General features: G+C 72.7%; 17 protein-coding genes and 1 pseudogene. 7 read left to right on the top strand and 11 right to left on the bottom strand.

The genetic code is table 11. The annotated features are described in order from the left end of the window. Positions 1–10: 10 nt before the first annotated feature. On the bottom strand, positions 11–1,198 hold the full coding sequence (gene xylA / locus ABZ783_RS21145) for a xylose isomerase (protein WP_357440828.1): 1,188 nt from the start codon (positions 1,196–1,198) through the stop codon (positions 11–13). Between the two features lie 49 nt (positions 1,199–1,247). On the opposite strand from xylA, the gene ABZ783_RS21140 reads away from it, so the two are divergent. Further along, positions 1,248–2,507, top strand: coding sequence for an ROK family transcriptional regulator (locus ABZ783_RS21140; protein ID WP_357440825.1), 1,260 nt, complete (start codon positions 1,248–1,250; stop codon positions 2,505–2,507). A 9-nt stretch (positions 2,508–2,516) separates the two neighbouring features. Here ABZ783_RS21140 and ABZ783_RS21135 read toward each other — a convergent pair whose 3' ends face one another. Beyond that, a complete protein-coding gene (locus ABZ783_RS21135) occupies positions 2,517–3,047 on the bottom strand; it encodes a MarR family transcriptional regulator (protein WP_357440822.1) in 531 nt (176 codons plus the stop codon). A gap of 95 nt (positions 3,048–3,142) precedes the next feature. On the opposite strand from ABZ783_RS21135, the gene ABZ783_RS21130 reads away from it, so the two are divergent. Beyond that, complete coding sequence (locus ABZ783_RS21130; protein WP_357440820.1) at positions 3,143–4,273, top strand: PP2C family protein-serine/threonine phosphatase; 1,131 nt, start codon at positions 3,143–3,145, stop codon at positions 4,271–4,273. 40 nt (positions 4,274–4,313) lie between these two features. Here the strand turns inward: ABZ783_RS21130 and ABZ783_RS21125 are convergent, their stop codons facing one another. The 7 genes and pseudogenes from ABZ783_RS21125 to ABZ783_RS21095 form a co-directional block, all read right to left on the bottom strand. Next, positions 4,314–5,795, bottom strand: a complete 1,482-nt coding sequence (locus tag ABZ783_RS21125) for a sugar transferase (protein WP_357440818.1) — start codon at positions 5,793–5,795, stop codon at positions 4,314–4,316. Positions 5,796–5,996: 201 nt separating this feature from the next. Next, entirely contained in the window at positions 5,997–7,742 is a 1,746-nt protein-coding gene (locus ABZ783_RS21120) for a substrate-binding domain-containing protein (protein ID WP_357440815.1), read from the bottom strand. 177 nt (positions 7,743–7,919) lie between these two features. Continuing rightward, positions 7,920–8,954 carry a lactonase family protein gene (locus tag ABZ783_RS21115; RefSeq protein WP_357440813.1) on the bottom strand — a complete coding sequence of 345 codons (1,035 nt, stop codon included), beginning with the start codon at positions 8,952–8,954 and terminating at the stop codon, positions 7,920–7,922. A gap of 128 nt (positions 8,955–9,082) precedes the next feature. After that, positions 9,083–9,686 (bottom strand): annotated as a pseudogene (locus ABZ783_RS21110) (ATP/GTP-binding protein). Continuing rightward, positions 9,667–10,056, bottom strand: a complete 390-nt coding sequence (locus ABZ783_RS21105) for a DUF742 domain-containing protein (RefSeq protein WP_357440810.1) — start codon at positions 10,054–10,056, stop codon at positions 9,667–9,669. The pseudogene ABZ783_RS21110 and the gene ABZ783_RS21105 overlap by 20 nt, the downstream one beginning before the upstream one ends. Continuing rightward, positions 10,046–10,465: a roadblock/LC7 domain-containing protein gene (locus ABZ783_RS21100; RefSeq protein ID WP_073835966.1), complete on the bottom strand. Its 420-nt coding sequence runs from the start codon at positions 10,463–10,465 to the stop codon at positions 10,046–10,048. The genes ABZ783_RS21105 and ABZ783_RS21100 overlap by 11 nt, the downstream gene beginning before the upstream one ends. Continuing rightward, complete coding sequence (locus ABZ783_RS21095) at positions 10,465–12,885, bottom strand: nitrate- and nitrite sensing domain-containing protein (RefSeq protein ID WP_357440807.1); 2,421 nt, start codon at positions 12,883–12,885, stop codon at positions 10,465–10,467. The genes ABZ783_RS21100 and ABZ783_RS21095 overlap by 1 nt, the downstream gene beginning before the upstream one ends. Before the next feature lie 406 nt (positions 12,886–13,291). Between ABZ783_RS21095 and ABZ783_RS21090 the strand changes: the two genes are divergently transcribed. The 3 genes from ABZ783_RS21090 (at position 13,292) to ABZ783_RS21080 (ending at position 15,321) form a co-directional block, all read left to right on the top strand. Further along, the gene (locus tag ABZ783_RS21090) at positions 13,292–13,885 is read left to right on the top strand and encodes a hypothetical protein (RefSeq protein ID WP_357440804.1); all 594 of its coding nucleotides are present in this window, start codon (positions 13,292–13,294) and stop codon (positions 13,883–13,885) included. A gap of 13 nt (positions 13,886–13,898) precedes the next feature. Next, complete coding sequence (locus tag ABZ783_RS21085) at positions 13,899–14,849, top strand: hypothetical protein (RefSeq protein WP_357440802.1); 951 nt, start codon at positions 13,899–13,901, stop codon at positions 14,847–14,849. Positions 14,850–14,916: 67 nt separating this feature from the next. Then, positions 14,917–15,321: a hypothetical protein gene (locus ABZ783_RS21080; RefSeq protein WP_073835962.1), complete on the top strand. Its 405-nt coding sequence runs from the start codon at positions 14,917–14,919 to the stop codon at positions 15,319–15,321. Between the two features lie 114 nt (positions 15,322–15,435). Here the strand turns inward: ABZ783_RS21080 and ABZ783_RS21075 are convergent, their stop codons facing one another. Further along, on the bottom strand, positions 15,436–17,166 hold the full coding sequence (locus tag ABZ783_RS21075; protein ID WP_357440798.1) for a glycoside hydrolase family 6 protein: 1,731 nt from the start codon (positions 17,164–17,166) through the stop codon (positions 15,436–15,438). Positions 17,167–17,769: 603 nt separating this feature from the next. Here ABZ783_RS21075 and ABZ783_RS21070 point away from each other — a divergent pair. Both ABZ783_RS21070 and ABZ783_RS21065 read left to right on the top strand, forming a co-directional pair. After that, entirely contained in the window at positions 17,770–18,765 is a 996-nt protein-coding gene (locus ABZ783_RS21070) for a hypothetical protein (protein ID WP_357440795.1), read from the top strand. Beyond that, the gene (locus tag ABZ783_RS21065; RefSeq protein WP_357440792.1) at positions 18,752–19,516 is read left to right on the top strand and encodes a class F sortase; all 765 of its coding nucleotides are present in this window, start codon (positions 18,752–18,754) and stop codon (positions 19,514–19,516) included. Before ABZ783_RS21070 ends, ABZ783_RS21065 begins: the two co-directional genes overlap by 14 nt. A 70-nt stretch (positions 19,517–19,586) precedes the next feature. On the opposite strand, the gene ABZ783_RS21060 is transcribed toward ABZ783_RS21065, so the two are convergent. Beyond that, positions 19,587–24,653: an NAD-glutamate dehydrogenase gene (locus ABZ783_RS21060; RefSeq protein WP_357440789.1), complete on the bottom strand. Its 5,067-nt coding sequence runs from the start codon at positions 24,651–24,653 to the stop codon at positions 19,587–19,589. Between the last annotated feature and the right edge of the window lie 60 nt (positions 24,654–24,713).

The following is a 24,713-nucleotide window of genomic DNA, read 5'->3' as shown; positions in this document are numbered from 1 at the left end:
GTGGCCCGCCTCAGCGCGCGCCGAGCAGGTGCTCGACGGCGAGCTGGTTGAGCCGGACGAAGCCGTAGCCCTGCGCCCCGGCCGCCTCCGGGTCGAACTCCTCGAACGCGGACCGGTCGGCGAGCAGGTCGGCGTAGCTCTCCTCCTGGGCCAGCGTCGGCGTCGCCAGGTCGCCGACCTTGCTGGCGGCCAGCGCCTCGGCCACCTCCGGGTCGGCCCGGAACGCCGCTGCCCGCTCCTTGAGCAGGAGGTACGTGCGCATGTTCGCCTCCGCCGACGCCCACACCCCGGTCATGTCCTCGGTACGCGAGGGCTTGTAGTCGAAGTGCCGCGGCCCGTCGTACGCGGGACCGCCGTTCGGGCCGCCGTGCTCCAGCAGGTCCACCAGGGCGAACGCGTTGAGCAGGTCGCCGTGGCCGAAGACCAGGTCCTGGTCGTACTTGATGCCCCGCTGGCCGTTGAGGTCGAGGTGGAACAGCTTGCCCTGCCAGAGCGCCTGGGCGATGCCGTGGGCGAAGTTGAGCCCGGCCATCTGCTCGTGCCCGACCTCCGGGTTCAGCCCGACCCGCTCGGGGTGGGCCAGGGTGGAGATGAAGGCCAGCGCGTGCCCGACGGTGGGGAGCAGGATGTCGCCGCGCGGCTCGTTCGGCTTGGGCTCGAGGGCGAAGCGCAGGTCGTAGCCCTGGTCGACGACGTACTGGCAGAGCAGGTCGACGGCCTCCCGGTAGCGGTCCAGCGCGGCACGGACGTCCTTGGCCAGGTCGTACTCGGCGCCCTCCCGGCCGCCCCACATGACGAAGGTGCGGGCACCCAACTCGGCGGCCAGGTCGACGTTGCGCAGCACCTTGCGCAGTGCGTAACGGCGGACGTCGCGATCGTTGCTGGTGAAGCCGCCGTCCTTGAAAACCGGGTGGGTGAAGAGGTTGGTGGTGACCATCGGCACGACCAGGCCGGTCTCGTCGAGGGCCTTGCGGAACCGGGTCAGGTGGGCGTCCCGGGTGGCCGGGTCCGCGCCGAAGGGGACCAGGTCGTCGTCGTGGAAGGTGATCCCGTACGCCCCGAGCTCGGCGAGCTTGTGCACCGCCTCGACCGCGTCCAGGGCCGGCCGGGTGGCGTCGCCGAACGGGTCACGGGCCTGCCAGCCGACCGTCCAGAGACCGAAGGAGAACTTGTCGGCGGGGGTGGGACGGGGTGCCATAGCAGACCTCCGGTGGTGTCGTCCGCAATTAGTTCAGTGGTTGAATTAAATGACCACGGTGTGGCAGTGTCAAGGGGTGACCAGCTCCAGCACCGCCGGGGCGGTCCGGCAGGGCAGCCTCCGCGAGCTCAACCTGGCGGTGGTGCTCCGGCGGATCGCCGCCGCCGAGCGGCCCCCCTCCCGGGCCGAGATCGCCGCCGGGACCGGGCTGACCCGGGCCACCGTCTCCGCCGTCGTCGACGACCTGATCGCCGGTCGGCTGGTCGCCGAGGCGGAGCCCGCGCCACGTACCGGGGCCGGGCGGCCGGCCCGCGGCCTGGTGCTGGCCGCCGACGGGCCGGCCGGGCTCGGGCTGGAGGTCAACGTCGACTACCTGGCCGCCTGCGTGGTCGACCTGGCCGGCGCGGTACGCCACCACGTGGTGCGCCGCGCCGACCTGCGGCCGGTCTCCCCCGCCGACGCCCTGGACCGGCTCGCCGCGCTCGCCGCCGAGGCCCGCGCCACGGCCGTACGCGATGGGCTGACCCTGGCCGGCGCGACGCTCGCCGTGCCGGGCCTGGTCGGCGACGGTGGCCTGGTCCGGCTGGCGCCCAACCTCGGCTGGCGGGACGTGGACGTCCCCGGGCTGCTCGCCGGGCACCCGCTCGCCGAGCCGGTCGACGGGATCCCGCCGTTGGTCGTCGACAACGAGGCCAATCTCGCCGCCCTCGGCGAGTTGCACGCCGGCCCGCCCGGGTCGGCCAGCTTCCTGCACATCTCCGGTGAGATCGGCATCGGTGCCGGGATCGTGCTCGACGGGGTGCTGTACCGGGGCGCGCGCGGCTGGAGCGGCGAACTGGGCCACATCCCGGTACACCCCGAGGGGCGGCCCTGCCGCTGCGGCGGCCGCGGCTGTCTGGAGCGGTACGCGGGCCAGGAGGCCATCCTGGCCGCCGCCGGGCTGTCCGGCGGCGAGTTGCCCGCCGACACCGCCGCGACCCGGCTGGCGGACCTCGCGGCCGCCGGCGATCCGGCCACCCTGGCCGCCCTGGCCGGCGCCGGGGCGGCCCTCGGCGTGGCCGTGGCCGGCGTCGTGAACCTGCTGGACCTGGACACCGTGGTGCTCGGCGGCGGATACGCCCCGCTCGCCCCCTGGCTCGCGCCGCCGGTGGTCGCCGAGATCTCCCGGCGGGTGCTCACCGCGGCATGGTCACCGGTCACGGTGCGCCCGGCCGCGCTCGGCGCGCAGTCCGCGGCGGTCGGCGGGGCCGCCTCGGTGGCCCGCCGGATCATCGACCGCCCGGTCGGTTGGCTGGCCCGGTCCGGCTGATCCCGGCCTTCAGGCGGTACGCGCCACCGGCGGCTCGCCGGTCGACGGCGCCCCCGGCTCGGCCAGCGGGTCGCCGGTCCGCTCGCCGGAGGGCTGCAGCACCGGCCACCCCTCCGGGGCGCCGGCCTCAGCACGCCGGGCGACCGTGTCGAACTCCTGCATCCCGCGCAGCAGCGCCGCGCGGCCCTCGGCGCTCATCCCGGCGAGGATCTGCTCCAGCCGGTGCCGCCGGTCGGCCCGCAGCTCGGCGAGCAGCCGGGTCGCCGCCGGGGTGAGGTGCAGGGCGATCTCCCGTCGGTCGAACCGGCCCGGCTCCCGCTCCAGCATCCCGGCCGCCACCAGCCGGTCGCAGAGCCGGCTCGCCGAGGAGAGCAGCATGTCGGTCAGCGTGGCGAGGCGGCGAAGGTTGATCCCGTCGTACTGCTCGACGACCATGACCGCGCGTAACTGGGCACCGGAGAGTCGGCTCGTGGTGCGCTCCCGGGCCGCCTCCCAGACAGCCAGCAGGGTGCCCGCCGCCTCGTCCAGGGCGGCGGCCATACTCGCTTCAGGTCCGTAAGGACCGCGTTCTTCGGCCATGGTGCGCCCGAGACTACCCGCCGTACCAGGCGGCCGACCTGTGCAAAGGAGCAAAGATGAGCGGACCGGAGGATCGGGTGCGCCGGGCTCTCGGTGAGGCCCCGGCCGACCTGTTGATCGACCGGCTCGCCACCGAGCTCGCGCGGGCCTACGGGATCACCCGCACCGAGCTCTACCAGGTCGACTACCGGCTCGCGGTGCTGCTGCCGCTCGGCGACGGCGAGGCGATCACCAGCCCGGGCCATCCGGCCTGGCGCTGCTTCGACCACCAGGAGCCGGTGGTGTCGGAAGGCACCGGCTGGTTCCCGGTCGGCATGCGCGGCGAGCGGCGCGGCGTGCTCCGGCTGTCGCCGCTGCCGGCCGGCCCGGCCGCCCTCCGGGAGCTGGACGCGATGGCCACCGCGCTCGGGCACGAGCTGGCCGCCGTGACCGCCAGCACCGACGTCTACGTCACCGCCCGGCGGGACCGCCGGCTGACCCTGGCCGCCGAGATGCAGTGGGAACTGCTGCCCGGTCGCAGCCGGATCCGGCCGTCGTTCCGCCTGGCCGGACAGCTGGAGCCGGCGTACGCGGTGCGCGGCGACAGCTTCGACTGGTCGGACGACGGTCGGCGGCTCTGGCTCTCGGTGATCAACGGCTCGGGTGAGGGGGTGGCCGCGTCCATGCTCACCTCGCTGGCCATTCACGCGCTGCGCAACGCCCGCCGCGCCGAGCTGGCCCTGGCCGACCAGGCCGCCCTGGCCGACCAGGCGATCTACGCGCTGCACCGGGGCGAGCAGTACCTCTCCGCGCTCCTGCTGGAGCTGGACCTGGCGTCGGGAGCGATGACCGTGGTCGACGCCGGGTCGCCGCGCGTGCTGCTGCTGCGCGAGGGCGAGGTCAGCGAGCAGGTCCTGGAGAAGCAGTTCCCGCTCGGCATGTTCGAGGCCACGGACTACCGGGCGCAGCAGTTCCAGCTCCGGCGCGGGGACCGGCTCTTCGTGGTCAGCGACGGGGTGGTCGACGCCACCGCCCGGCAGATCCGCTACGGCGAGACCGCGCTGGACCGCTTCCTTCGGCGTACCGGGCCGATGGAGCCGCTGGACGCGGTCCGGTCCCTGATCGGCGATCTGCGGGCCTTCGTCGCCGGCGACCTGATCGACGACGCGGTGGCGGTCTGTCTCGACTGGCTCGGCCCGCAGCCCTGACCCGGCGGTCCCGCCTCGGCGGGCTGCAGCGGGGGCGGGGTCAGTACGCGCCGCGGCGGTGGATGACCGCGCCGAAGGTCTTCCAGAGGATGGTCAGGTCGGCGGCGAGCGACCAGTTCTCCACGTAGTAGAGATCGAGCCGGATGCCGTCCTCCCAGCTCAGGTCGGACCGGCCACTGACCTGCCAGAGGCCGGTCATGCCGGGCTTGACCAGCAGGCGGCGGGCCAGGTCACCGTCGTACCGGGCCACCTCGGAGGGGAGTGGCGGGCGGGGCCCGACCAGGCTCATCTGACCGAGTAGCACGTTCGCCAGCTGGGGCAGCTCGTCCAGGGACCACTTGCGCAGCAGCCGGCCGGTCCGGGTCACCCGCGGGTCGTCGCGCATCTTGAACATCAGGCCGTCGGTCTCGTTGCGCGCGGCCAACTCGGCCAGCAGGGCGTCGGCGTTGACGACCATGGTGCGGAACTTGAAGACGCCGAACTCCTCGCCGCCCTGGCCGACCCGGACCTGACGGAACAGCACCGGCCCCCGGCTGTCCAGCTTGATGGCGAGCGCGATCACCACCAGCACCGGCAGCAGCAGGAGCAACGCGAGCAGCGACAGCGAGCGGTCGACCAGCCCCTTGACCAGCTTCCGGGCGCCCCGGAACTCGGGCGCCTCGACGTGGATCAGCGGCAGGCCGGCGACCGGACGGGTGTGGATGCGCGGGCCGGCGACGTCGGTCAGCGCGGGGGCGACGACCAGGTCGACCCCGGTCCCCTCGAGCTGCCAGCCGAGCCGGCGCAGCCGGGTGGCGGTGAGCGAACCGGAGGCGGTGACGGCCACGGTGTCCGCGCCGATGGCGCTGGCCGCCTCGGTGATGTCCCGGAACGAGCCGACCACCGGCACGTCGCCCAGCCGCTGCGGCACCGGGGCGAGCAGCGCGTCCGGGATGCAGGCGCCGACCACCTGGTAGCCGGCGTACGGCTCGCGGCGCAGGGTGTGCACGAGCTCCAGCACGTGCGCGGTGTCGCCCACCACGAGGACCTTGCGGGACCAGCCGGCGCCCCGGTCACGGGCCCGGTGCAACCGCTTGCGCGCGGCGTACCTGGCCACCTCCAGGCCGATCGTGCCGACCGCGAAGGAGATGGCCAGGAAGCCCCGGGACACGCCGACGTCGGCGATGTACCCCGCGATCGCGATGCCGCCGGCCAACCGCAGGCTCGCCGAACTGACCCGCCGATACTCGTCGGCGCCGTAACCGAGCACCCGATCGTCGTAGCAGCGCATCGCCTTGAGCGAGATCAGCCAGACCAGCAGCAGGGCGGGCGCCACCACCACGTACGGAATCTCCGATCCGACCGGCTGCTCGTCCCCGAAGCGGGCCAGGTATCCGATCAGGGTGGCCGCCGCCAGCACGGTGGTGTCCAGCACCAGCAGGACCCCGATGTAGGCCCGTTCCGCGGCCCGCGTCGGGCCGGGACGGTCGCCGCCCGGTCGCGACGACGTCCTGGCAGGGGTCAGCAGCGTCGCCGAGATCACCGGCCCTCCCCACTTCGTTCAGGACCACCCCGTACCGCGTGACGGCTCTGGCGGGCCGGCTCGGAGCACCAGGACATCCTGCCTCGACAACTATGGGCACCGATTGCTTCGGACGGATTACCGTCAGTTGCCTTGCGGTCGAGGAGGCGAGAAGTGGCTCGCCGTACCGGATTCCGGTACGGCGGCCCGTTGAGTGGCGGATCAGCGCGGCGCGGGCGGGCGCAGTGCGATCGCCTGCAGGAAGATCTCGCCGATCTTGGTCGGGTCGGCGGTGACGAAGGCACCACCACCGGTCACGTCGGTGATCGACTTCAGCTCGGCCTGGCTGACGTCGCTCCCGATGCCGATGATGATCACCTGCACCGGCTGCTCCGCGTCGCGGAGCTTGCGCAGCTTGGCCAGCAGCTCCTTCTGGGAGATGCCGTCGTCGTCCTCGTTCTTGCCGTCGGTGAACAGCACGATCGAGTTGACCTTCCCGGGCTCCCAGTCCTGCTGGACGGTCTTGTAGGCCGCCAGCAGGGTGTCGTAGAGGCCGGTGTCGCCGTTCGACGGCTTGACCGTGGCCAGGCCGCGCTGGATCGCGCCCCGATTGCTCGACAGCGGCCTGATCGGGACCACCTCCCGGTAGTCCTGCGACCCGTTCAGCTTGGTGGAGAAGGTCCACAGCCCGATCGACCAGGAGTCGTCGAAGAGGTTCAGGCCCTGGGTCGCCGCGGCGACGGTGACCTGCTCCCGGGTGGCGCCACCGGCGGTCTCCACCTTCTGCTTCATCGAGCCCGAAACGTCGATGACGCAGAGCATGCGGCCGGACAGCGTGACCGCCGACCAGGTGCTGGTGGCCTTCTGGATGGCGGTCGGGTCGAGTCCGCCCGCGGCGCCCTGACCGGCCGGCGCGGTGTTCCCGCCCGCCGGGCTCGGGGCACCGGGCAACGCCTTGAAGCCCTCGCTCCAGTTGCCGTCGGGCGCGCGCAGCGACTGGGCGGCCAGCCGGCTCTTGAAGCCGCGGCTGGTCAGCACCTCGAAGAGCACCTTCGCGGCGGACGCCTTCGCCGGCTCGATACCGGGCAGCACCGCGAACGGGTAGTCCAGGGGGGCCGGCGGCGGGTCCAGGTAGAGGGCGGCCAGCGGGATCGGCGGCTTGGTGGCGTTGTACGCCATCACGTCCTCTTCGGACAGCGCGGCCGCTCCGAGGCCGTTGGCGACCGCCGTCGGTTCGGACGAGCGCGGAAAGCGCGCGAGGAGATCCTGCCGCAGCCGGGAACTGTTGGTGGCCACCGCCCGCAACGCCCCGATCGTCGCCTCCCGCGCCTGCGGGGAGCCGGCGCCGCCGGTGGAGCTGGCGGCAGCGGTCAGCGCGAGCAGGCCGGACAGACCAGCCGCGTCCTGGGTCGGCTCGACGATGCCGGCGTGCAGCGGTTTGCTGCTGTTGACCTGCGCCAACAGGTCGGCCCAGGTGAACTTCTTGTCCGGCCAGCCGAGCCGGGTGGCCACCGGCTCGGGCATCGCGACCACCACCGGACTACGGGCGATCGAGGCGCCGTTCGCCGGGGCGAAGGCGGTGGCCCCGCCGGACTTGAGCCGCAGCAGCCAGGTGGACGAGTCCGGCACCCAGACGTCCGGCGTCACCGCAGTGCCGCTCGCCTGCCCCACACCGGCCAAGGTGGCGCCGTGCTTGCTGGCCACCGTGGCGGCCACCTCGACCGACTCGGCGGGGGTCACGTTCACCGCGATGCACGTGTCGCCGACCGCCGCGCCGTCCTTGACCCACTGGTCGGCCGCTCCCTTGACGGCGGGCGCGATCTCCGGGGTGGCCGCGACGGAGAGCTGGATCTGCCCCGAGCAGGACGGCCCCGCCAGCTGCTGGTAGCCGAACCAGGTCCCGGCTACGACGGCGACGAGGGCGGTGGCCGCAGCGGCGGCGCCTACCCCACGGAGGTTCGAACGCATGCGATGGCGGCCAGACACGGTGACCATCTTGCGTATCTCGTGGGGTTAGTGCCACAACCGTTCGGACGAAAGTTACGCAGCAGAAACAGTTGATCTGCAAAACTTTACGTTGAGTGACCGATCAGTCATCAGAGGTGATGCCGGTCCATGATGGATGCTGCTCGCGGCAACGCTCCGTCACGGCCGGACGCAGGTCGGGCTGGCCACCGGCACCGGCTCCCCGACCGGCTCCGGCACCCCGGTGACCGGGTCCACCCGGAAGACCCTGATCATGTCGGCCCGCTCGTCGGCCACGTACAGGTGCTCGCCCGCCCGGGCGAAGTGCCGCGGCCACTCGCCGCCGGTGTCGACCTCGGCCACCAGCTCCGGCGCCTCACCAGCCAGCGCGAAGACGGCCACCGTGCCGACTCCCCGGTTGGCCACGTAGAGGAACCGGCCGTCCGGTCCGACCGCGACCTCGGAGGGCTGCACGTGCCCAACCCGCCCGCTCGCGTCGACCCGGACCCGCTGGTGCAGCCCGTCGGCCGTCAGGTCGTACGCGGTGACCGTCCCGTCCAGCTCGCCGACCAGCCAGCAGCGCCGCCCGTCGGGGTGCCGGGCCAGGTGCCGGGGGCCGCTGCCGGCCGGCGTACGCAGCCGCGGGGCGCGCGGCAGCAGCCGACCGGAGGCGGCGTCGAGGTCGTACCGGTAGACCGAGTCGGTGCCCAGGTCGACGGCGAGCAGCGGCCCACCGCCCGGATCGGGCGAGACCATGTGGCAGTGCGCCGCCTCCTGCCGCTGCGGGTCGGCGCCGTGCCCCTCGTGCCGGACCAGATCGGAGCGCTCCCCCGGTACGCCGGCCGGGTCGAGCGGGAACACCGCCACACTGCCGCCGCCGTAGTTGGCCACGAAGAGGTGCCGCCCGTCCGGGGCGACCGCCACGTGGCAGGGCTCGGCCCCGCCGGTCGGGCGGACGCCGAGCAGGGCGAGATCGCCGTCCGGGGCGACCCGGAACGCGCTGACCTGGCCCTCGGACAGCTCGTTGACCGCGTACAGCACGGGCCGGGCCGGGTGCCGGACGAGGAACGACGGCGACGAGGTCACCGCCACCGTGCCGAGCGGGGTCAGCTCCCCGGACACCGGATCCCGCCGGGCCGCGACGATGCCCTCGGCCCGCCCGCCCATCTCCGCCGTGTAGCCACCGACGTGGACGATTGCGTGCTGCGCGGTCACCGGTCCCACCTTCCGCCGATTCCTCCGTCGATCCAACCAGAGGCCCTCCGGGTCGGCCGGGCCGTTGGCCGTCTTCCAAGAACCAGTTTCGGCGGTCGGCCGCACGCCCGCGACCCGTCGCAGCCCGGTCAGCCCACCGGCACCGGCTCGCCCCGCTGCCGGGCGACGTGCTCGACCAGCGAGATCAGCACCAGCTTCCCGGACTGCCGGTCCCGGACGGTCGCAGAGCACCAGCGGCACGTCCGGGTCCAGGTCCAGCGCGTCGCGTACCGCCTCCAGGCTGAACCGCCGGGCCCCGTCGAAGCAGTTCACCCCCACCACAAACGGGATGCCGCGCTGCTCGAAGTAGTCGATCGAGGGGAAGCAGTCGGCCAGCCGGCGGGTGTCGGCGAGCACCACCGCGCCGAGGGCGCCGAAGGCCAATTCGTCCCAGAGGAACCAGAAGCGGTCCTGGCCCGGGGTGCCGAAGAGATAGACCTGGAGGTCGTCGGTGATGGTGATCCGGCCGAAGTCCATGGCCACCGTGGTGGTGGACTTCTCCTCCACCCCGGAGACGTCGTCGGTGCCCACGCCGGCGCCGGTCAGGACCTCCTCGGTCTGCAGCGGCCGGACCTCGCTCAGCGCGCTCACCAGCGTGGTCTTGCCGGCGCCGAAGCCGCCGGCGATGAGGATCTTCAGGGCCAGCGGAACCCGCGGCGCGGCCGTCCCCGGTTCAGAGCGCACGAAGTCCACTGACCACCGCCTTGAGGATGTTGTCGTCGGGCAGGTGGGCGGCGGTCGGCGGCTGGTGCACCGCGACGAGCCCACGGTCGAGGAGGTCGCCGAGCAGCACCCGGACCACGCCGACGGCGAGGTCCAGGTCCGCGGCGAGGTCGGCCACGGCCACCGGTCGCCGGGCCAGCTCGACCAGGCGCCGGTGCTCCGGCTGCAGGCCCGGCACGCCGGCCGGGTCGGCCGCCGGCGGGGCCAGCACGAAGGCCACCAGGTCGAAGCCGGCTCCGGGCGGCCGCACCCGGCCGCCGGTCAGGGTGTACGGACGGACGACCGGACCAGCGGCGTCGTCCAGCCACTCGTGCTGCGGCCCCGGTGACTCAGTCCGCATCGACGGCACCCGCCGTACGGGCCGGGACGCTCAGGTTCTCGCCGACCCGGATGACCAGCATCGCCATCTCGTACGCCACCAGGCCGATGTCGGCGTCGGCGTCGCTCACCACCGCCAGGCAGCCGCCCGGCCCGGCGGCGGTGACGAACAGGTACGCGGACTCCATCTCCACCACGGTCTGCCGGACCGCGCCGCCGGCCAGGTGCCGGGTGGTCCCCTTGGCCAGGCTGGAGAAGCCGGAGGCGATGGCGGCGAGGTGCTCCGCGTCGGTACGGCTCAGCTCGGCCGAGGCGCCGAGCAGGAGCCCGTCCGCCGACAGCACCACCGCCTGGCGGGCGGCCGGCACCCGCTCCACCAGGTCGTCGAGCAGCCAGTCGAGATCGGCGTTCTGCCGCGTCGTGTACACCACTAGGCGTCCCTCTCAGTCGCGGTCGGAGGTTCCGGGGCCGGCGCCGGCTCCGGAGGGGAGGGCTCGGCGGCCCGGTCCCAGGCCGCGTCGGTGGACGGGCCACCTCGGAGCCGGGCAGCGGAGTCGACGGGTTGGCCGGCCGGACGGGCGACACCCCGGACGGTCGGGGCGGCCGTACCGGTGGGGCCGGCGGCGGCGCGGGCCACCCCGTCCCGGCGGCCCCGGGCGGTGCCGGCCTGGAGGGCGGACATGGCGCGCCGGGCCTCCTCCGGCGGGCGGTACGCCGGGGTGTCCGCGGCGGCCGGCCGGGGTGCCGTCGCCGGCCCGCGCCGGCGGACCCGGCGGGGCAGGCCGTCGCCGTCCGCGGGTGCCTCGACCGAGGAGGTACGGCCGACGGAGCGCGGCACCACGGCCGAGTCGGGGCGTTCCCGGCCGGGCCGGGCGGTACGCGGCCGGGGCAGCGTGGACAGCCGGGTCACCTTGGCCATCCGCCGGTCACCGGCGCCCGCTGCCCCGGCGTCCGGGCCGGCGCCCACCGGCGGCTCGTCGGTGACCAGATCGGCCGGGATCAGCACCCGCGCCGTGCTGCCGCTCGGGGTGGCCGGCCGCAGCTCGACCCGGACGCCGTGCCGGGCGGCCAGCCGGGCGACCACGAAGTGACCCAGCCGGGCGCTGTCGGCCGGGTCGAACTCCGGGGAGCGGGACAGTTTGCGGTTGGCGTCCGCCAGGGCCTGCGGCGACATGCCGAGCCCGTGGTCGGTGATCTCGATGGCGTACCCGCCCGGTGACGTCCGCCCGGTGACGTCGACGCGGGTGCCCGGCGGAGAGAAGGCGAGGGCATTCTCGACCAACTCGGCGAGCAGGTGGATGACGTCGCCGACGGCCCGGCCGAGCACCCCGGCCGGCTGCACCTCGCCGATGTCGACCCGGTCGTACTGCTCCACCTCGGAGATGGCGCCGCGCACCACGTCGACCGCGGCGACCGGGTTCCGCCAGCCCCGGCCCGGGGCCGCGCCGGCGAGGATGACCAGGTCCTCGGCGTGCCGCCGGAGCCGGGCGGCGAGGTGGTCGACCTGGAACAGCCCGGCCAGCTCGTCCGGGTCCTCGGTCTGCCGCTCCAGCCGGTCCAGCAGCGCCAACTGCCGGTGCACCAGCCCCTGGCTGCGCCGGGCGATGTTGAGGAACACCTCGTTGAGCCCCCGGCGCAGGGTGACCTCGTCGACGGCGGCCTGCACGGCGGTCCGGCGTACCTCGTTGAAGGCCCGCCCCACCTGGCCGATCTCGTCGCCACCGTGGTCCAGCTCGGGCGCCTCCCGGGCGACGTCGACCTGCTCGCCGCGGCGCAGCCGGGCGACCACGTCCGGCAGCCGGTGCTCGGCCATCTCCAGCGCGGCGGTGCGCACCCCGATCAGCCGTCCGGCCAGCGACCGGCCGACCCGCAGCGCCACCAGCACGCAGATCACCACGGCGAGCAGGCCGAGCACCCCGGCGGCGGCGAGCCGGCTCAGGATGCCCACCGCCATCGGCACGGACCGTTCGGCCAGCCCGTCGGCGCCGCGCAGCTCGAAGTCCCGCAGGCCCTGCCAGACCGCGCTCTGGCTGGACTCCCAGGCGCGGACGTCGAGCTGGGCCGGCAGGTCGCGGGCGCGGATCAGGGTGTCCTGGAGGCCGTGCAGCCGGACGAACGCGTCCCCCTCGGTGAGCCGCTGGTACGCCGTGCGCTCCCCCGGCGGCAGGTCGGCCACCGCCGTCTCGGCCAGGAAGCGCTGGTTGTCGATGGTGCGGACGAGCTGTTCGTGCTCGCCTTCGGCGTACCCGCCGGCGGTGACGGCGCCGGCGAGCAGCGCGTCCGCCTGGCCGAGCAGCTCCCGGGACCGGCCCAGCGCGGTGAGCGCCAGCGCCTCCCGGTTGAGCTGGTGGTCGGGGAAGGCGGCCATCGCGGAGAACGCCTGGAAGGCGGAGCTGATCATCCCGCTGTAGAGGCCGATCGCCCCGGCCCGGTCCACCTTCCGGCCGTCGATGAAGCCCCGGCCGGCGGGCAGCGCATCGAGCGCGGAGACCAGCTGATCCAGCCGGGCGTCGAGCAGCTCGTCGGCGGCGTCGCGCAGCTCCTTCCCGTCGACCCGGCGGCGCAGCTCGGCGATCGCCCGGTCGGTGCGGGTCCGCTGCTCGGTCAGTGCCGGCAGGGTGCTGGCGCCGGCGAGCTGGACGACGGAGAGCCGCCGTTCCTGTTGCAGTTCGGCGACCACGGCCTCACCCGGCCGGCCCAGGTCGTAGAGGAAGGTACGCGCCGCGAGCAGGTCGAGGGCGGGTCCGAAGGTCAGCGTGGTGGCGAAGATCCAGAGCGCCAGCAGCGCGGTCACCGGACCGACGACCAGCGCGGTCAGCTTGGCGCGGATCGGCCAGTCACGGGTGTTCATCAGACCTCGCCCGGAAGGTGTCGCAGGGGTGGCGCCGGCACCGGCCGGAAGGTCCCCGACCGTGACGCCGAGCCCAGCCCGGGCGCCTTGGGCAGGATACGTAATCCCGGGCCGTTGCACTACCGGCCGTCTCGCTCGTCGCTACCGTCCGGGATGTTCCGTTGTGGACACCAACGGAGTGGGCACCCCGCCGGAAGGGACCGGCGGGCCACTGGTCGCAGCGGCGCTCCGCACCCACGCCACCTCGCAGCACCTTCTGGAATGAGTCAAGTTTCAGCGGTACGTACGACCTGTCGGTCGCACCCAGGTTCCGCGAGGTTTCGGTCGGGAAATCCCAGGAAAAGTGCCCCGGACCGGGATTGGCGATCAGTGCGCGGAGGGAATACCAGCGGGCGAAGGAGGAGCCATGTCGCCCACGCAGGTAGTCGTCACAGTCATCGTGCTGGTGGTGCTCGCGGCGCTGGCCGCGGTCGCCGTACGCGCCGGCCGCCGGCGCGCCCTCAAGCAGCGGTTCGGCCCGGAGTACGACCGGGTCGTCGCCGAGCAGGACAGCCGGGGCGCCGCCGAGCGGGAGCTGCGGGAGCGGGAGCGCCGGCACGCCGAGCTGCAGCTCACCCCGCTCGCCCCCGAGTCCCGGGCCCGGTACGCCGCCGCCTGGGAGGAACTCCAGGTCCGCTTCGTCGACTCCCCGGGCGAGACCGTCGGCGACGCCGACGAACTGGTCACCCGGCTCATCGCCGACCGCGGGTACCCGACCGGGGACTTCGACGACCAGATCGCCCACCTCTCCGTCGAGCACGCCCGCACCCTGGCCCACTACCGGGACGCCCACGAGATCCGGCTGCGCCACGAGCGCGGCGAGGCGAGCACCGAGGAACTCCGGCAGGCGCTCGTGCACTACCGGGCCCTCTTCGCCGATCTGCTCGGCGCGGACCCGGTCGGGCACCAGCCGCCCGCGCAGCGCCAACCCGAACACGAGCACGACGTCCCGAGCCGCTGAGGAGGCCGCCGCGATGCGCCAGGAGAAGCAGCAGGTCACGCACGAGCACCCGGAGACCGTCCGGTCCACGCCGGTGCCGGTCCCGCCGGCCGGGGCGCCCGCCGAGCGCGACGGGCCCCGGCCCGACCGGGCCGCCCGGGTCGACGTACCCGAGGACGCGCTGGACGACCGGGGCACCTTCGACGACCCGGGGGTGGCCGGCGAGCGCGCCGACGACCGGCGGGACGCGGAGCCAGACCAGACCCGGGCGTACGACGCACGGGACGCCGAGGCCGCCGACGTCGACGAACGGCCGGAGTACCACGATCCGGCGCCGCTGCCCTCGGTGTTCGGCGCGACCTCGGTGGGCGACGCGGTGGCCGCCTCGGCGATGGCCAGCGGGCGGCCCGAGGACGAGCGGGATCCGCGCGGCGAGGACACCGCCCAGCCGGGCGACGGGGCACCGGGGCGGACCGACGCGTTCGACGACGAGCGGGCCGACCCGACGGCCGGCGACCGGCTGCACAGCCCCGAGCGCGCGGCGGCCGGGCGCTCCGCCGGGTCGCGGGACGACGCGCCGGCGGCCGGTGCGACCGGCTACGGCAGCGCCGAGCCGGCCATGGTCGACCCGGACACCAGCACCGCCGCGGCCGGTTCCACAGCCGACGCGGCCCTGGCCGGGGCGGCCCGGCCGACCCCGGGCGCGGTGCCGTCGGACGCCGCCACGCTCTTCGCCCCGGACATCGCGCAGGGTTTCCGGGACCGCTGGCGGGACGTCCAGCTCCGTTTCGTGGACGACCCGCAGGCCGCGGTCGGCGCGGCGCAGTCGCTGGTCGAGGAGGCGATCGAGGCACTGTCGGCCGCGCTGCGCGACCAGAAGGCCCGGCTCGGCGGCTGGCAGGCGTCCGGCTCGACCGACACCGAGCAGCTCCGGGTGGCTGTCCGCGACTACCGGGACTTCCTGGACCGGGTCCTCGGGCGCTGAGGCGGCATGGCCCGGCCCCCGCGGGGTACGCCAGGGGGATCACGGAACGGGACAGGAGGGCAGCAGCATGACGGATCGTGACCGCGGCGAGCGGCCGCTGGAGGAGACCCCCGAGGTGGCCGCGGCGGTGGACGACGACAGCACGGTGCCGCAGCTGCGCAGCGGCGGCGGCGCCGACCGGGACAACCCGACCTTCACCGAGCCCGACGGCGCGGTGCCCGACACCGGGTCACCGGACATCCTCGGCGACCCGTACGCGGCCGGCACCGGGCCGACCGGCACCGGGACCGGGGCCACCGGCACCGGCACCGAGGGGGCCGGGCGCAACATCCGGACCGGCGCCGAGCAGCCGTGGGACCCGGAGGACCTGGTGCTGGCCCGGGGCCAGGACCTCACCCGGGAGAACATCGAACGGGCCCGCCGTGACCTGGCCGAGCTGGGCCGGGCGGCGATCGAGAAGACGGTTCCCTGACGGCCGTACGCCGAGAGGGACCCGAGGGCCCCTGGTCGACCGAGTGCCGACCAGGGGCCCGGGGGAACCCGCGCGGCGGCGCCTCACTCCGCTGCGGGTGGGCCGGCCGCCGGCTCAGGAGAGCGGCGGGTAGGCGTTGCGCATGAGCTCCTGGAACTGGGCGGCGAACCAGTGGCCCGAGACCGGGGCGTCGGGCAGCGCGCCGCTCGGGTTGTTGCCGTTGCGGGCGTTACCGGTGTAGGTCGGGTCGCACATCCGGTCGAAGCCCTTGCCCTCGTCGTTCGGGATGGCGCTACTGGAACCGTCCGACTCACCCGGGGGCTTGATCCAGACGTAGGCGTCGATACCCGCCTCGGGCGCGGCCTTCGGCCGCTCGCCGAGGCCCGCGCCGGCCTGGTTGCACCAGTTGCCGGCGTGGATCCGGCGGTCGATGCGGCCACCGTTGACATAGGTGTCGACGTTCGTCGTCGCGCCCGGCCCGGTGGGCCGCGCCGAGCCGCCCCAGCCGTTACGGGAGGTGTCGATCAGCATGCCGATGCCGCTGTCAAAGCCCACGGAGACCAGCTTCTGCCGGAACGCCTGGGCGAACGACAGCTCGTCGACGTACTGGTTCCAGTCGATCCACTTGGACTGGCGGACGGACGTGCCGTTCACCGAGTCAGTGATCTTGACGTACGGCTCGCGCAGAGCCGAGTAGTTCGCCGTGTTGACGATGAAGCCGTGCACGTTGCGTACCGTGCTGCCGGAGGCGACGGCCGCGCTCTTCAACATGTCCGCGGTCGGGCCGAAGTTGCTGTCCCAGCCGATCCAGCCGTGGTGCGCAGCGTCGATGTAGTTGTAGACGTTGCCGATCGCGCCCAGCTTGGCCAGGGCGTAGCCGACGCCGTTCACGTACGCGCCGTTGGCCTTGACGGTGTCGCACATCGCGGTGCCGCCCGCCTGCCCGGAGGTGTTGGTCACCAGGTTGGGCAGCGAGTCGATCTCGATGATGTTGATGATCCGCAGGTTGGCGTACTTCGGGTCGGCCTGGATCGCCGCAATCGGGTCGATGTACTCGGCCTTGTAGCGGGGCAGGTCATTCGGGCCGAGCTCACCGTTGGAGGCCAGCGCGGCGCAGTCCCGGCCGGGCAGGTTGTAGATCACGAACTGGATGTAGCCGGCGCCCTGCCGCAGTGCCTCGTCGAGGTGGGCGCGCATGCCCCGGGCCCCGGGGGTGCCGTTGATGGCGGCGATCCGGTCCATCCACACGCCCGTCGGGTTGTTCGAGACCCGGCTGCCGCCCGGCTCGGCGTCCGCCTTGGCCTTCCAGTCCGGATTCACGTAGCCCTTCGCCCCGACGTACGGGTTGTCCGCCTTCTGCCCCGGCGGCGGGCTCGAGGGCGGCGGGCTGGACGGCGGCGGGGTGGTGGGCGGCGTGCCGCCGGTGCAGACCGTGCCGTTCAGGGTGAACTGGGTGGGCTTCGGGTTGGCGCCGCTCCAGGCGCCGTTGAACCCGATGGTGGTACTGGCGCCGGTGGCCAGCGAGCCGTTGTACGATTCGTTCTGCGCCGTGACGTTCTGACCGCTTTGCGACCACCGCGCCGACCAGCCGTTGACGACCGACTGCGAACTGTCCGGGAAGGTGAAACCAAGCGTCCAGGCGCTGAGCGGGTCACCGAGGTTCTTGATCGTCACGGTGGCGGTGAAGCCACCCGGCCAGTCGTTCGTGGTGTAGTCCACACCGCACTGGGTCGCGGCCTGCGCCGCGGTGACCGGGAGGGTCACCAGCCCGCCGGCGACCAGGACGCCCGCACCGGTCAGCGCGAGTGCCCGGCTCCGGCCGGACAGCCTTCTCCACAGATTCATGCCACTGATCTCCTTGGGCGAGGCCGGATCCGCGTACGGCCCGGCGAATGGCCCTCGGGACGTCCGGCTGGGACGGCCGTCGGCGCCACGGGTGTTTTCGGGGATGCCCGACCCGGACGGGCGGTGGTGGTGATCGACCGGCCGGCACCGCCGGCCGAGGAGTCGGACGCCGCCCGATCGACCCGGGTGCCCTCGACGTCTGGACTCGCGGTGTGGCTCCCCAACCGCGTGCAGCGATTCTTGCATGGGAGCGCTTCCATGGCAATGCCTCGATATGAGTTCCCGGTCGGCAAAGGGGAGAACAGCCCAGGCGGTATCGGCACGGCCGGTTGCCGGCAGACGGGCCCGAGCCGGTGGAACACGGCAGGGCAGCGCCGCAGCGGGGCGTGCGGCACAGGTACGTCCAGGTGGGCTGCGGCACTGCGGAACCCTCCGAAGAGGCTCGGCAATGCCACATAAGGCTCCTAGCACCTCTATCCCCCTAAGCGCCAACAAACTCTTAAACACGAATCTTTCCCCGGATAGCTCGCGAAAAGGTCTAACGTCGGGCGTAGCTCGACCGCCGTCGGGCTCAGGACAAACAGGGATGGAGTGACGCAGGTCATGGGAAAGAAGATGCTCGGGAAGGTCGTTGCGGGTGCCGCTCTCGGCGGCGCGTCCCTGCTGCTGTTCTCGCCCGGGATGGCGAACGCGGCCGGCCCCGGCACGTACGCGGGCGACGTCGCCGCCAAGCCGCAGGTCAGCCTTCTTGAGACCTGCCCGGGGGGGCACGGGGACTGGGACCGCAAGGACTTCGACCGCAAGGACTTCGACCGCAAGGACGAGGACCGCAAGGACTTCGACTTCAAGGACCACGGCTTCAAGGACGAGGACCGCAAGGACCACGACCGCAAGGACCACGACCGCAAGGACCACGACCGCAAGGACCACGACCGCAAGGACCACGACTTCAAGGACGAGGACCGCAAGGACCACGACCGCAAGGACCACGACTTCAAGGACGAGGACCGCAAGGACCACGACCGCAAGGACCACGACTTCAAGAACGAGGACCGCAAGGAAGAGAACAAGAAGGACGAGCACGGCAAGGAAGAAAACAAGAAGGAAGAGAACAAGAAGGACGAGCAGGGCAAGGACTGGCAGGGTAACGACAGCTGGCAGCCCGGTGCCTTCGGCCAGGGCGGCGGCATGGTCGACGACCAGTCGGACAAGGACCGCAAGGACCAGGACCGCAAGGACCAGGACCGCAAGGACCACGAGGCCAAGGACGAGGACCGGAACGACCAGGACAACAAGGAACACGACCGCAAGGACATGAAGGACGAGGACCGCAAGGACCACGACCGCAAGGACGAGGACCGCAAGGACAACGGCTTCAAGGACGAGGACCGCAAGGACCACGACCGCAAGGACTTCGACCGCAAGGACGAGGACCGGGACCACTGCTTCCCGAAGGGCCACGTTGACGGTGGTGACGGTGGCATGACCACCACCAGCATGGACCGCGGCATGGCCGCCAGCGGGGTGGGCGTGATCGGCGCCGCCGCACTGGGCGGGATGGTCCTGCTGCGCCGGCGTCGGGCCAATGACCTCGTCTGACCGGACGGCGACTCGGGCCGGCGGCCGTCACGGGAGACCGTGGCGCGCCGCCGGCGTGGTCGTCGTCGTCCTGATCGCCATGCTGGGCGCCGGCCTGATCGGGGCCTCCGTCCGGACCGTGCCGCCTCCCCGGCCACCCCAGCCGCTCGCCCAGGCCGGAGCCGCCGGGACGGCCTCGACCCCCACCTCGCCCACCCTCCCGGGCCCCTCCGACGACAGCGGTACGGTGACTGCCGACCAGGCGTCCGCCGACGACACGGCGACGCCGAACCCGGATCTCGCCCCCGCCGCGCTGCCCCGGTCGGCCCCGACGACCATCTCGATCCCCCGGATCGGGGTGAACGCCGAGATCATGCGCCTTGGTCTGAACGCGGACGGCACCGTCCAGGTGCCCCCGCTGGAGCAGGCCATGAAGGCGGGCTGGTACGCCCCCGGGGCCAGCCCCGGAGAGGTCGGCAACGCGGTCATCGTCGGGCACGTCGACTCGGCCAAGCTCGGGCCGGCGGTCTTCTTCAACCTCGGCTCGCTCAAGGCGGGCGACACCATCAGCGTCGCCCGGGAGGACGGCTCGACCGCCACGTTCACGGTCAACGAGGTGAAGTCGTACCCGAAGACCGCCTTCCCCACCGAGTTGGTCTACGGCCCCAGCGACAAGCCCAGCCTCCGCGTGGTCACCTGCGGCGGGCAGTTCGACCAGAGCTCCGGCAGCTACCTCAACAACGTCATCGCCTTCGCCACCATGACCCGGTGAGGCGGTGCGGAACGGGCGCGGCCCGGTGGTCGGGTGACCGACCACCGGGCCGCGCCGGCGTCCGTACGGGTCAGGCCGCCGCCGAGGTCCGCACCAGGGTACGGATCTGCCGCAGCAGCACCGACAGCGCGGAGAGGTCGGCGCGGGACTCGTCGAACTCCCCCATCGCCCGGTGCGCCCGGTGGATCGAGGTGGCGTTCGCCTGCTCCCACTCCTGCACCCGGTCGGCCGGCGACACGCTGTCCGGGGTGGAGCCGAGGACCTCTGCCGTGAGCGCGGCCAGCGCGGCGTACAGGTCGTAGCGCAGCGCCATCCGGGCCAGCGTCTGCCAGCGATCCTCGCGCGGCAGCAGGGAGATCTTCGACAGCAGGGCGTCCACCCGGAACCGGTCGGAGAGGACGAAGTAGACCGAGGCCACCTCGCCCACGTCCCGGCCCGTCGACTGGGCGGTCTCCACCACGTCCAGCAGGCCGAAGCTGTACATCAGCCGGGTCGCCTGCGCGGCCAACTCCCGGGGCAGCCCCTTCCCGGTCAGCGAGTCGATGTGGGCGGCGATCGCCTCCCGCTCACTGCCGTAGAACAGGTTCTCCAGGTCGGGCAGGAGCCGGGCCACCCCGTCCCGCAGCCGAGCGATCTCCCCCGGCACGTCGATCGGCGAGCGCCGGTTGGTCACCAGCCAGCGCACCGCGCGGTCGAGCAGCCGGCGGGTGTCGAGGAAGACGCTGGTCTGCAAGTCGGGCGAGACCTTGTTGTCCAGCGCCTCGATCGCGTTCCAGAGCTCGCGGAGCCCGAACACCTCGCGCACCACCACGTACGCCCGCAGCACGTCCGCGGCCGACGCGGCCGTCTCCTCGACCGTCCGGAAGACGAACGAGATGCCGCCCCGGTTGATCGCCTCGTTGACCAGCACGGTGGTGACGATGTCCCGGCGCAGCCGGTGCTGGCCCATCCGGCCGGCGAACCGCTCGCGCAGCGGAGTGGGGAAGTAGTTGACCAGGATGTCGGTCGTCCACTCCTCGTCGGCCAGTCCTTCGGCGACGATCTCCCGCTCCAGCACGATCTTGACGTACGCCAGCAGCACCGCGAACTCCGGCGCGGTCAGCCCGTTCTCGGTCCGGACCGCGAGTTCCTCGTCCGGCGGGAGTGCCTCCAGGGCCCGGTCCAGCGCCCCGGAACGCTCCAGCTCGTTGATCATCCGGCGGTGCACCGGGAGCAGCGAGGCGGCCTGCGCCTGGGCGTTGTTGATCGCGCGGGCCTGCTCGTAGTTGTCCCGCAGCACCAGCTCGGCGACCTCGTCGGTCATCTCGGCCAGCAGCTCGTCGCGCGCGGGCCGGTCCAGCTCGCCGTCGGCGACCGCCGTGTTGAGCAGGATCTTGATGTTCACCTCATGGTCGGAGCAGTCCACTCCGGCCGCGTTGTCGATGAAGTCGGTGTAGATCCGCCCACCGTTCTGCGCGTACTCGATCCGGCCGAGCTGGGTCCAGCCCAGGTTGCCGCCCTCGCCGGCCACCCGGCAGCGCAGAGTCTTGCCGTCCACCCGGATGGCGTCGTTGGACTTGTCCCCGACCTCGGCGTTGGTCTGCGTCGACCCCTTCACGTAGGTGCCGATGCCGCCGTTCCAGAACAGGTCCACGGGCGCGGTCAGGATGGCCTTCATCAGCTCCTGCGGGCTGAGCTGCGTCGCGTTCTCGTCGAGGCCGAGCACTGCACGCACCTGCGGCGAGATCGGCACCGACTTGGCGGTACGCGGGTACACCCCGCCGCCTTCGGAGATCAGCTCCTGGTTGTAGTCCTCCCAGGACGACCGGGGCAGCTCGAAGAGCCGCTTCCGCTCGGCGTACGAGGTGGCCGCGTCCGGGTCCGGGTCCAGGAAGATGTGCCGGTGGTCGAAGGCGGCCACCAGCCGGATGTGCTCGGAGAGCAGCATCCCGTTGCCGAACACGTCGCCGGACATGTCGCCGACGCCGACCACGGTGAAGTCCTGGGTCTGGGTGTCGTGCCCCAGCTCCCGGAAGTGCCGCTTCACCGACTCCCAGGCGCCCCGGGCGGTGATGCCCATCTTCTTGTGGTCGTAGCCCGCCGAACCGCCGGAGGCGAAGGCGTCACCCAGCCAGAAGTTGTGCGCGGCCGAGATCTCGTTGGCGATGTCGGAGAACGTCGCGGTGCCCTTGTCCGCCGCCACCACCAGGTACGGGTCGTCGCCGTCGTGCCGGACCACGTCCTCCGGCGGCACGATCTCCCCGCTGGCGATGTTGTCGGTGACGTCCAGCATCGCCCCGACGAACTCCTTGTAGCAGACCACCGCCTCGTCCCGGTCGCCCGGCTTCTGCTTCAGCACGAAGCCGCCCTTGGCGCCCACCGGCACGATCACGGCGTTCTTCACCATCTGCGCCTTGACCAGGCCGAGCACCTCGGTGCGGAAGTCCTCCCGCCGGTCGGACCAGCGCAGGCCGCCCCGGGCCACCGGCCCGTACCGCAGGTGCACCGCCTCGAATCGGGGCGAGTAGACGAAGATCTCGAACTTCGGCCGCGGCGCCGGCAGGTCCGGGATCGCCTGCGGGTCCAGTTTGAACGCGACGTACGACTTGGGCCGCCCGCCGACCGGCTTCTGGTAGAAGCTGGTCCGCAGGGTGGCCTGGATCAACGTCAGGTACGACCGCAGGATGCGGTCCTGGTCGAGGCTGACCACGTCGTCCAGCGCCGCGCCGATCGCCCCGACCAGCTCGCCGCTGCGCTGCCGCCGCTCGTCCATGGTGGTGGCGCCCGGGGCGAACCGGGTCTCGAAGAGCTCCACCAGCAGCGACGCGATCGCCGGGTACGCGATGAAGGTCTGCTCCATGTACTCCTGCGAGAAGACCGTGCCGGCCTGCCGCAGGTACTTCGCGTACGCCCGGAGCACCACCACCTGCCGCCAGGTGAGCCCGGCCCGGAGCACCAGCTCGTTGAAGCCGTCCACCTCGGCTTCCCCCCGCCAGGCGGCGGCGAAGGCGTTCTCCACGTGCGGGCGCACCTCGGCCAGGTCCTGGTGCACCTCGGGCAGTCGCAGGCCGAAGTCGTACAGCCAGATCCGGCCGTCGACCCGTTCCACCTCGTACGGGTGCTCGTCGACCACCCGGACGCCGAGCGAGTGCAGCACCGGCAGCACGGCGGAGAGCATCATCGGCTCGCCGTACCGGTAGACCTTGAACCGGACGTCCATCGTCTCGTCGACATCCGCGCCCCGGCCGCCGCCGTTCACCCGCGGTGCGAGCTGCTTGCGGAACAGGTGCATCTCGAGCTGGCCGGGCTCCTCCAGCAGCTCCAGCTTGGCCAGGTCCTTCATCGCCTCGTACGGCGTGTGCCCGTCCTTGTAGCCCTCCGGGAACGCGTCGGCGTACCTGCTGAACAGGTGCTTGGCCTGCTCGTCGCCGAGCTTGCGCTCGAGCACCAGCCGGTAGTCGTCGTCCCAGAGCCGGGTGGCGTCGGCCAACTCCTCGGCGAGCAGGTCGGCGTCGATCTCCCCGGGCGGGTTGTTCGGGTCGGTCCGGACGATGAAGTGCACCCGGGCCAGCATCGACTCGGTGACCCGGGTGGTGTAGTCGACCCCGACGCCGTTCAGCTCGCGCAGCAGGATGTCCTGCATGCGTAGCCGGTTCTGGGTGGTGAACCGGTCCCGGGGCAGGTAGATCAGGCAGGAGATGAACCGCCCGTACCCGTCCCGGCGCAGGAAGACCCGCAGCTGCCGGCGGCCCGCCATGCGCAGTACGCCGATCACCGCGTGGTAGAGGTCGTCGGTCTTGATCTGGAACAGCTCGTCGCGCGGGTAGGTCTCCAGGATCTGCAGCAGGTCCTTGCCGGAGTGGCTGCGCAGGCTCAGTCCGGAGCGGTCCAGCACCTCGGCGACCTTGCGGCGGACCACCGGGAGCTCCTGGACGCTGGTCCGGTAGGCCGCCGTGGAGAACAGGCCCAGGAACCGGCGCTCGCCGACCACCTCGCCGGCGTCGTTGAAGATCTTGAAGCCGATGTAGTCGAGGTAGGCCGAGCGGTGCACGGTGGCCCGCGAGTTGGCCTTGGTGATGATCAGCAGCCGCTTCTCGAGCACCTTCTCGTGCGCCTCAGGGGTCATCGAGGACAGCGCCCGGGCCTCCGGCGAGTCGGAGCGCAGGATGCCCAGCCCGGTGCCGAGGACGGCTTCGAGGGCCTGGCCGCCGTCCGCGCCGTCGGTGTCGACGAGCCGGTACTCGCGGTAGCCGAGGAAGGTGAAGTGATCGTGCGCCAGCCAGCGCAGCAGCTCCACCGAGTCGGTGATGTCCTTCTCCGGCACCGGCGGCCGGCTGTCCGAGGTACGCGCGGCGGCCAGCTCGTCGGCGAGCGCGAGGGCCCGCTGGCGCATCTTGGGCCAGTCCTCGACGGCCTCCCGGACGTCGGTGAGCACCCGCTGCAGCTCCTTGCGCAGCTTCTCCCGCTCGGCCGGGTCCCGGATCGGGTCGATCTCGATGTGCATCCAGCTCTCGACCAGGTCACCGGCGATCGCGTCGTCCGGCTCCACGTCGGCGGAGACCTCGGTGAGCCGGCCCAGCGGCTCGCGGCGGACCACGACCAGCGGGTGCACCAGCAGGTGCACGTCGATGTGGTGCGAGTTGAGCAGAGCGGTCACCGAATCGACCAGGAAGGGCATGTCGTCGGTGACGATCTCGATGACGGTGTGGTGCTGGTCGGCGTCCGGCTCGTGGATGCGCAGCTTCAGCTCGCCCGGTACGCGCTGCTGAGCCAGGTCCCGGTGCGCCCGGGCGGCGTCGAGCATCTCCTCGGCGGTGAAGCCGATCAGCTCCTCGTCCGGCGCGAACCGCCAGAAGCGGCTGACCAGCGTCGCCGCGTCGTGGTCGTCGCCGGCCAGCGCGACCGCCTGGGCCACCAGGCGCTCCGCGTTGGGTACCGGCTCGTCCAGTTCGGCGTCGTCCGACTCCTCGGCCAGCGCCTGCGTGGGCAGGCCCAGCTCGTAGAGCGTGTCGACGCTCGAACCGGTCATCCCGGTCGCTCCTGTGTCGAGACGGCCGAAACCGTCCCCGTCGGTCGCCGAATCGAAGCTGTCATCGTCCCGACTGGTATCAACCTGCCGGAGGTCGGGTCCCGGTTTGATCGCCGGACGCCGGTCCATCGGTGCCACTCCCCTCGACCCACCGCGTTGTGGGTCACTCTCCCGCCCAGCCTAGGCCCT

This window comes from Micromonospora sp. NPDC047738, from assembly GCF_040642675.1.
In the GTDB taxonomy this organism is placed as follows: Bacteria; Actinomycetota; Actinomycetes; order Mycobacteriales; family Micromonosporaceae; genus Micromonospora.
Note: the sequence above shows the minus strand (reverse complement) of the source record. Positions and strands in the feature narration are given on the sequence as shown.

Excerpts from the sequence above, each read along its gene's own strand:
- xylA (WP_357440828.1), bottom strand. The coding sequence starts at position 1,198 with ATGGCACCCCGTCCCACCCCCGCCGACAAGTTCTCCTTCGGTCTCTGG.
- ABZ783_RS21140 (WP_357440825.1), top strand. The coding sequence starts at position 1,248 with ATGACCACGGTGTGGCAGTGTCAAGGGGTGACCAGCTCCAGCACCGCC.
- ABZ783_RS21135 (WP_357440822.1), bottom strand. The coding sequence starts at position 3,047 with ATGGCCGCCGCCCTGGACGAGGCGGCGGGCACCCTGCTGGCTGTCTGG.
- ABZ783_RS21130 (WP_357440820.1), top strand. The coding sequence starts at position 3,143 with ATGAGCGGACCGGAGGATCGGGTGCGCCGGGCTCTCGGTGAGGCCCCG.
- ABZ783_RS21120 (WP_357440815.1), bottom strand. The coding sequence starts at position 7,742 with ATGCGTTCGAACCTCCGTGGGGTAGGCGCCGCCGCTGCGGCCACCGCC.
- ABZ783_RS21105 (WP_357440810.1), bottom strand. The coding sequence starts at position 10,056 with ATGCGGACTGAGTCACCGGGGCCGCAGCACGAGTGGCTGGACGACGCC.
- ABZ783_RS21095 (WP_357440807.1), bottom strand. The coding sequence starts at position 12,885 with ATGAACACCCGTGACTGGCCGATCCGCGCCAAGCTGACCGCGCTGGTC.
- ABZ783_RS21090 (WP_357440804.1), top strand. The coding sequence starts at position 13,292 with ATGTCGCCCACGCAGGTAGTCGTCACAGTCATCGTGCTGGTGGTGCTC.
- ABZ783_RS21085 (WP_357440802.1), top strand. The coding sequence starts at position 13,899 with ATGCGCCAGGAGAAGCAGCAGGTCACGCACGAGCACCCGGAGACCGTC.
- ABZ783_RS21080 (WP_073835962.1), top strand. The coding sequence starts at position 14,917 with ATGACGGATCGTGACCGCGGCGAGCGGCCGCTGGAGGAGACCCCCGAG.
- ABZ783_RS21075 (WP_357440798.1), bottom strand. The coding sequence starts at position 17,166 with ATGAATCTGTGGAGAAGGCTGTCCGGCCGGAGCCGGGCACTCGCGCTG.
- ABZ783_RS21070 (WP_357440795.1), top strand. The coding sequence starts at position 17,770 with ATGGGAAAGAAGATGCTCGGGAAGGTCGTTGCGGGTGCCGCTCTCGGC.
- ABZ783_RS21065 (WP_357440792.1), top strand. The coding sequence starts at position 18,752 with ATGACCTCGTCTGACCGGACGGCGACTCGGGCCGGCGGCCGTCACGGG.
- ABZ783_RS21060 (WP_357440789.1), bottom strand. The coding sequence starts at position 24,653 with ATGGACCGGCGTCCGGCGATCAAACCGGGACCCGACCTCCGGCAGGTT.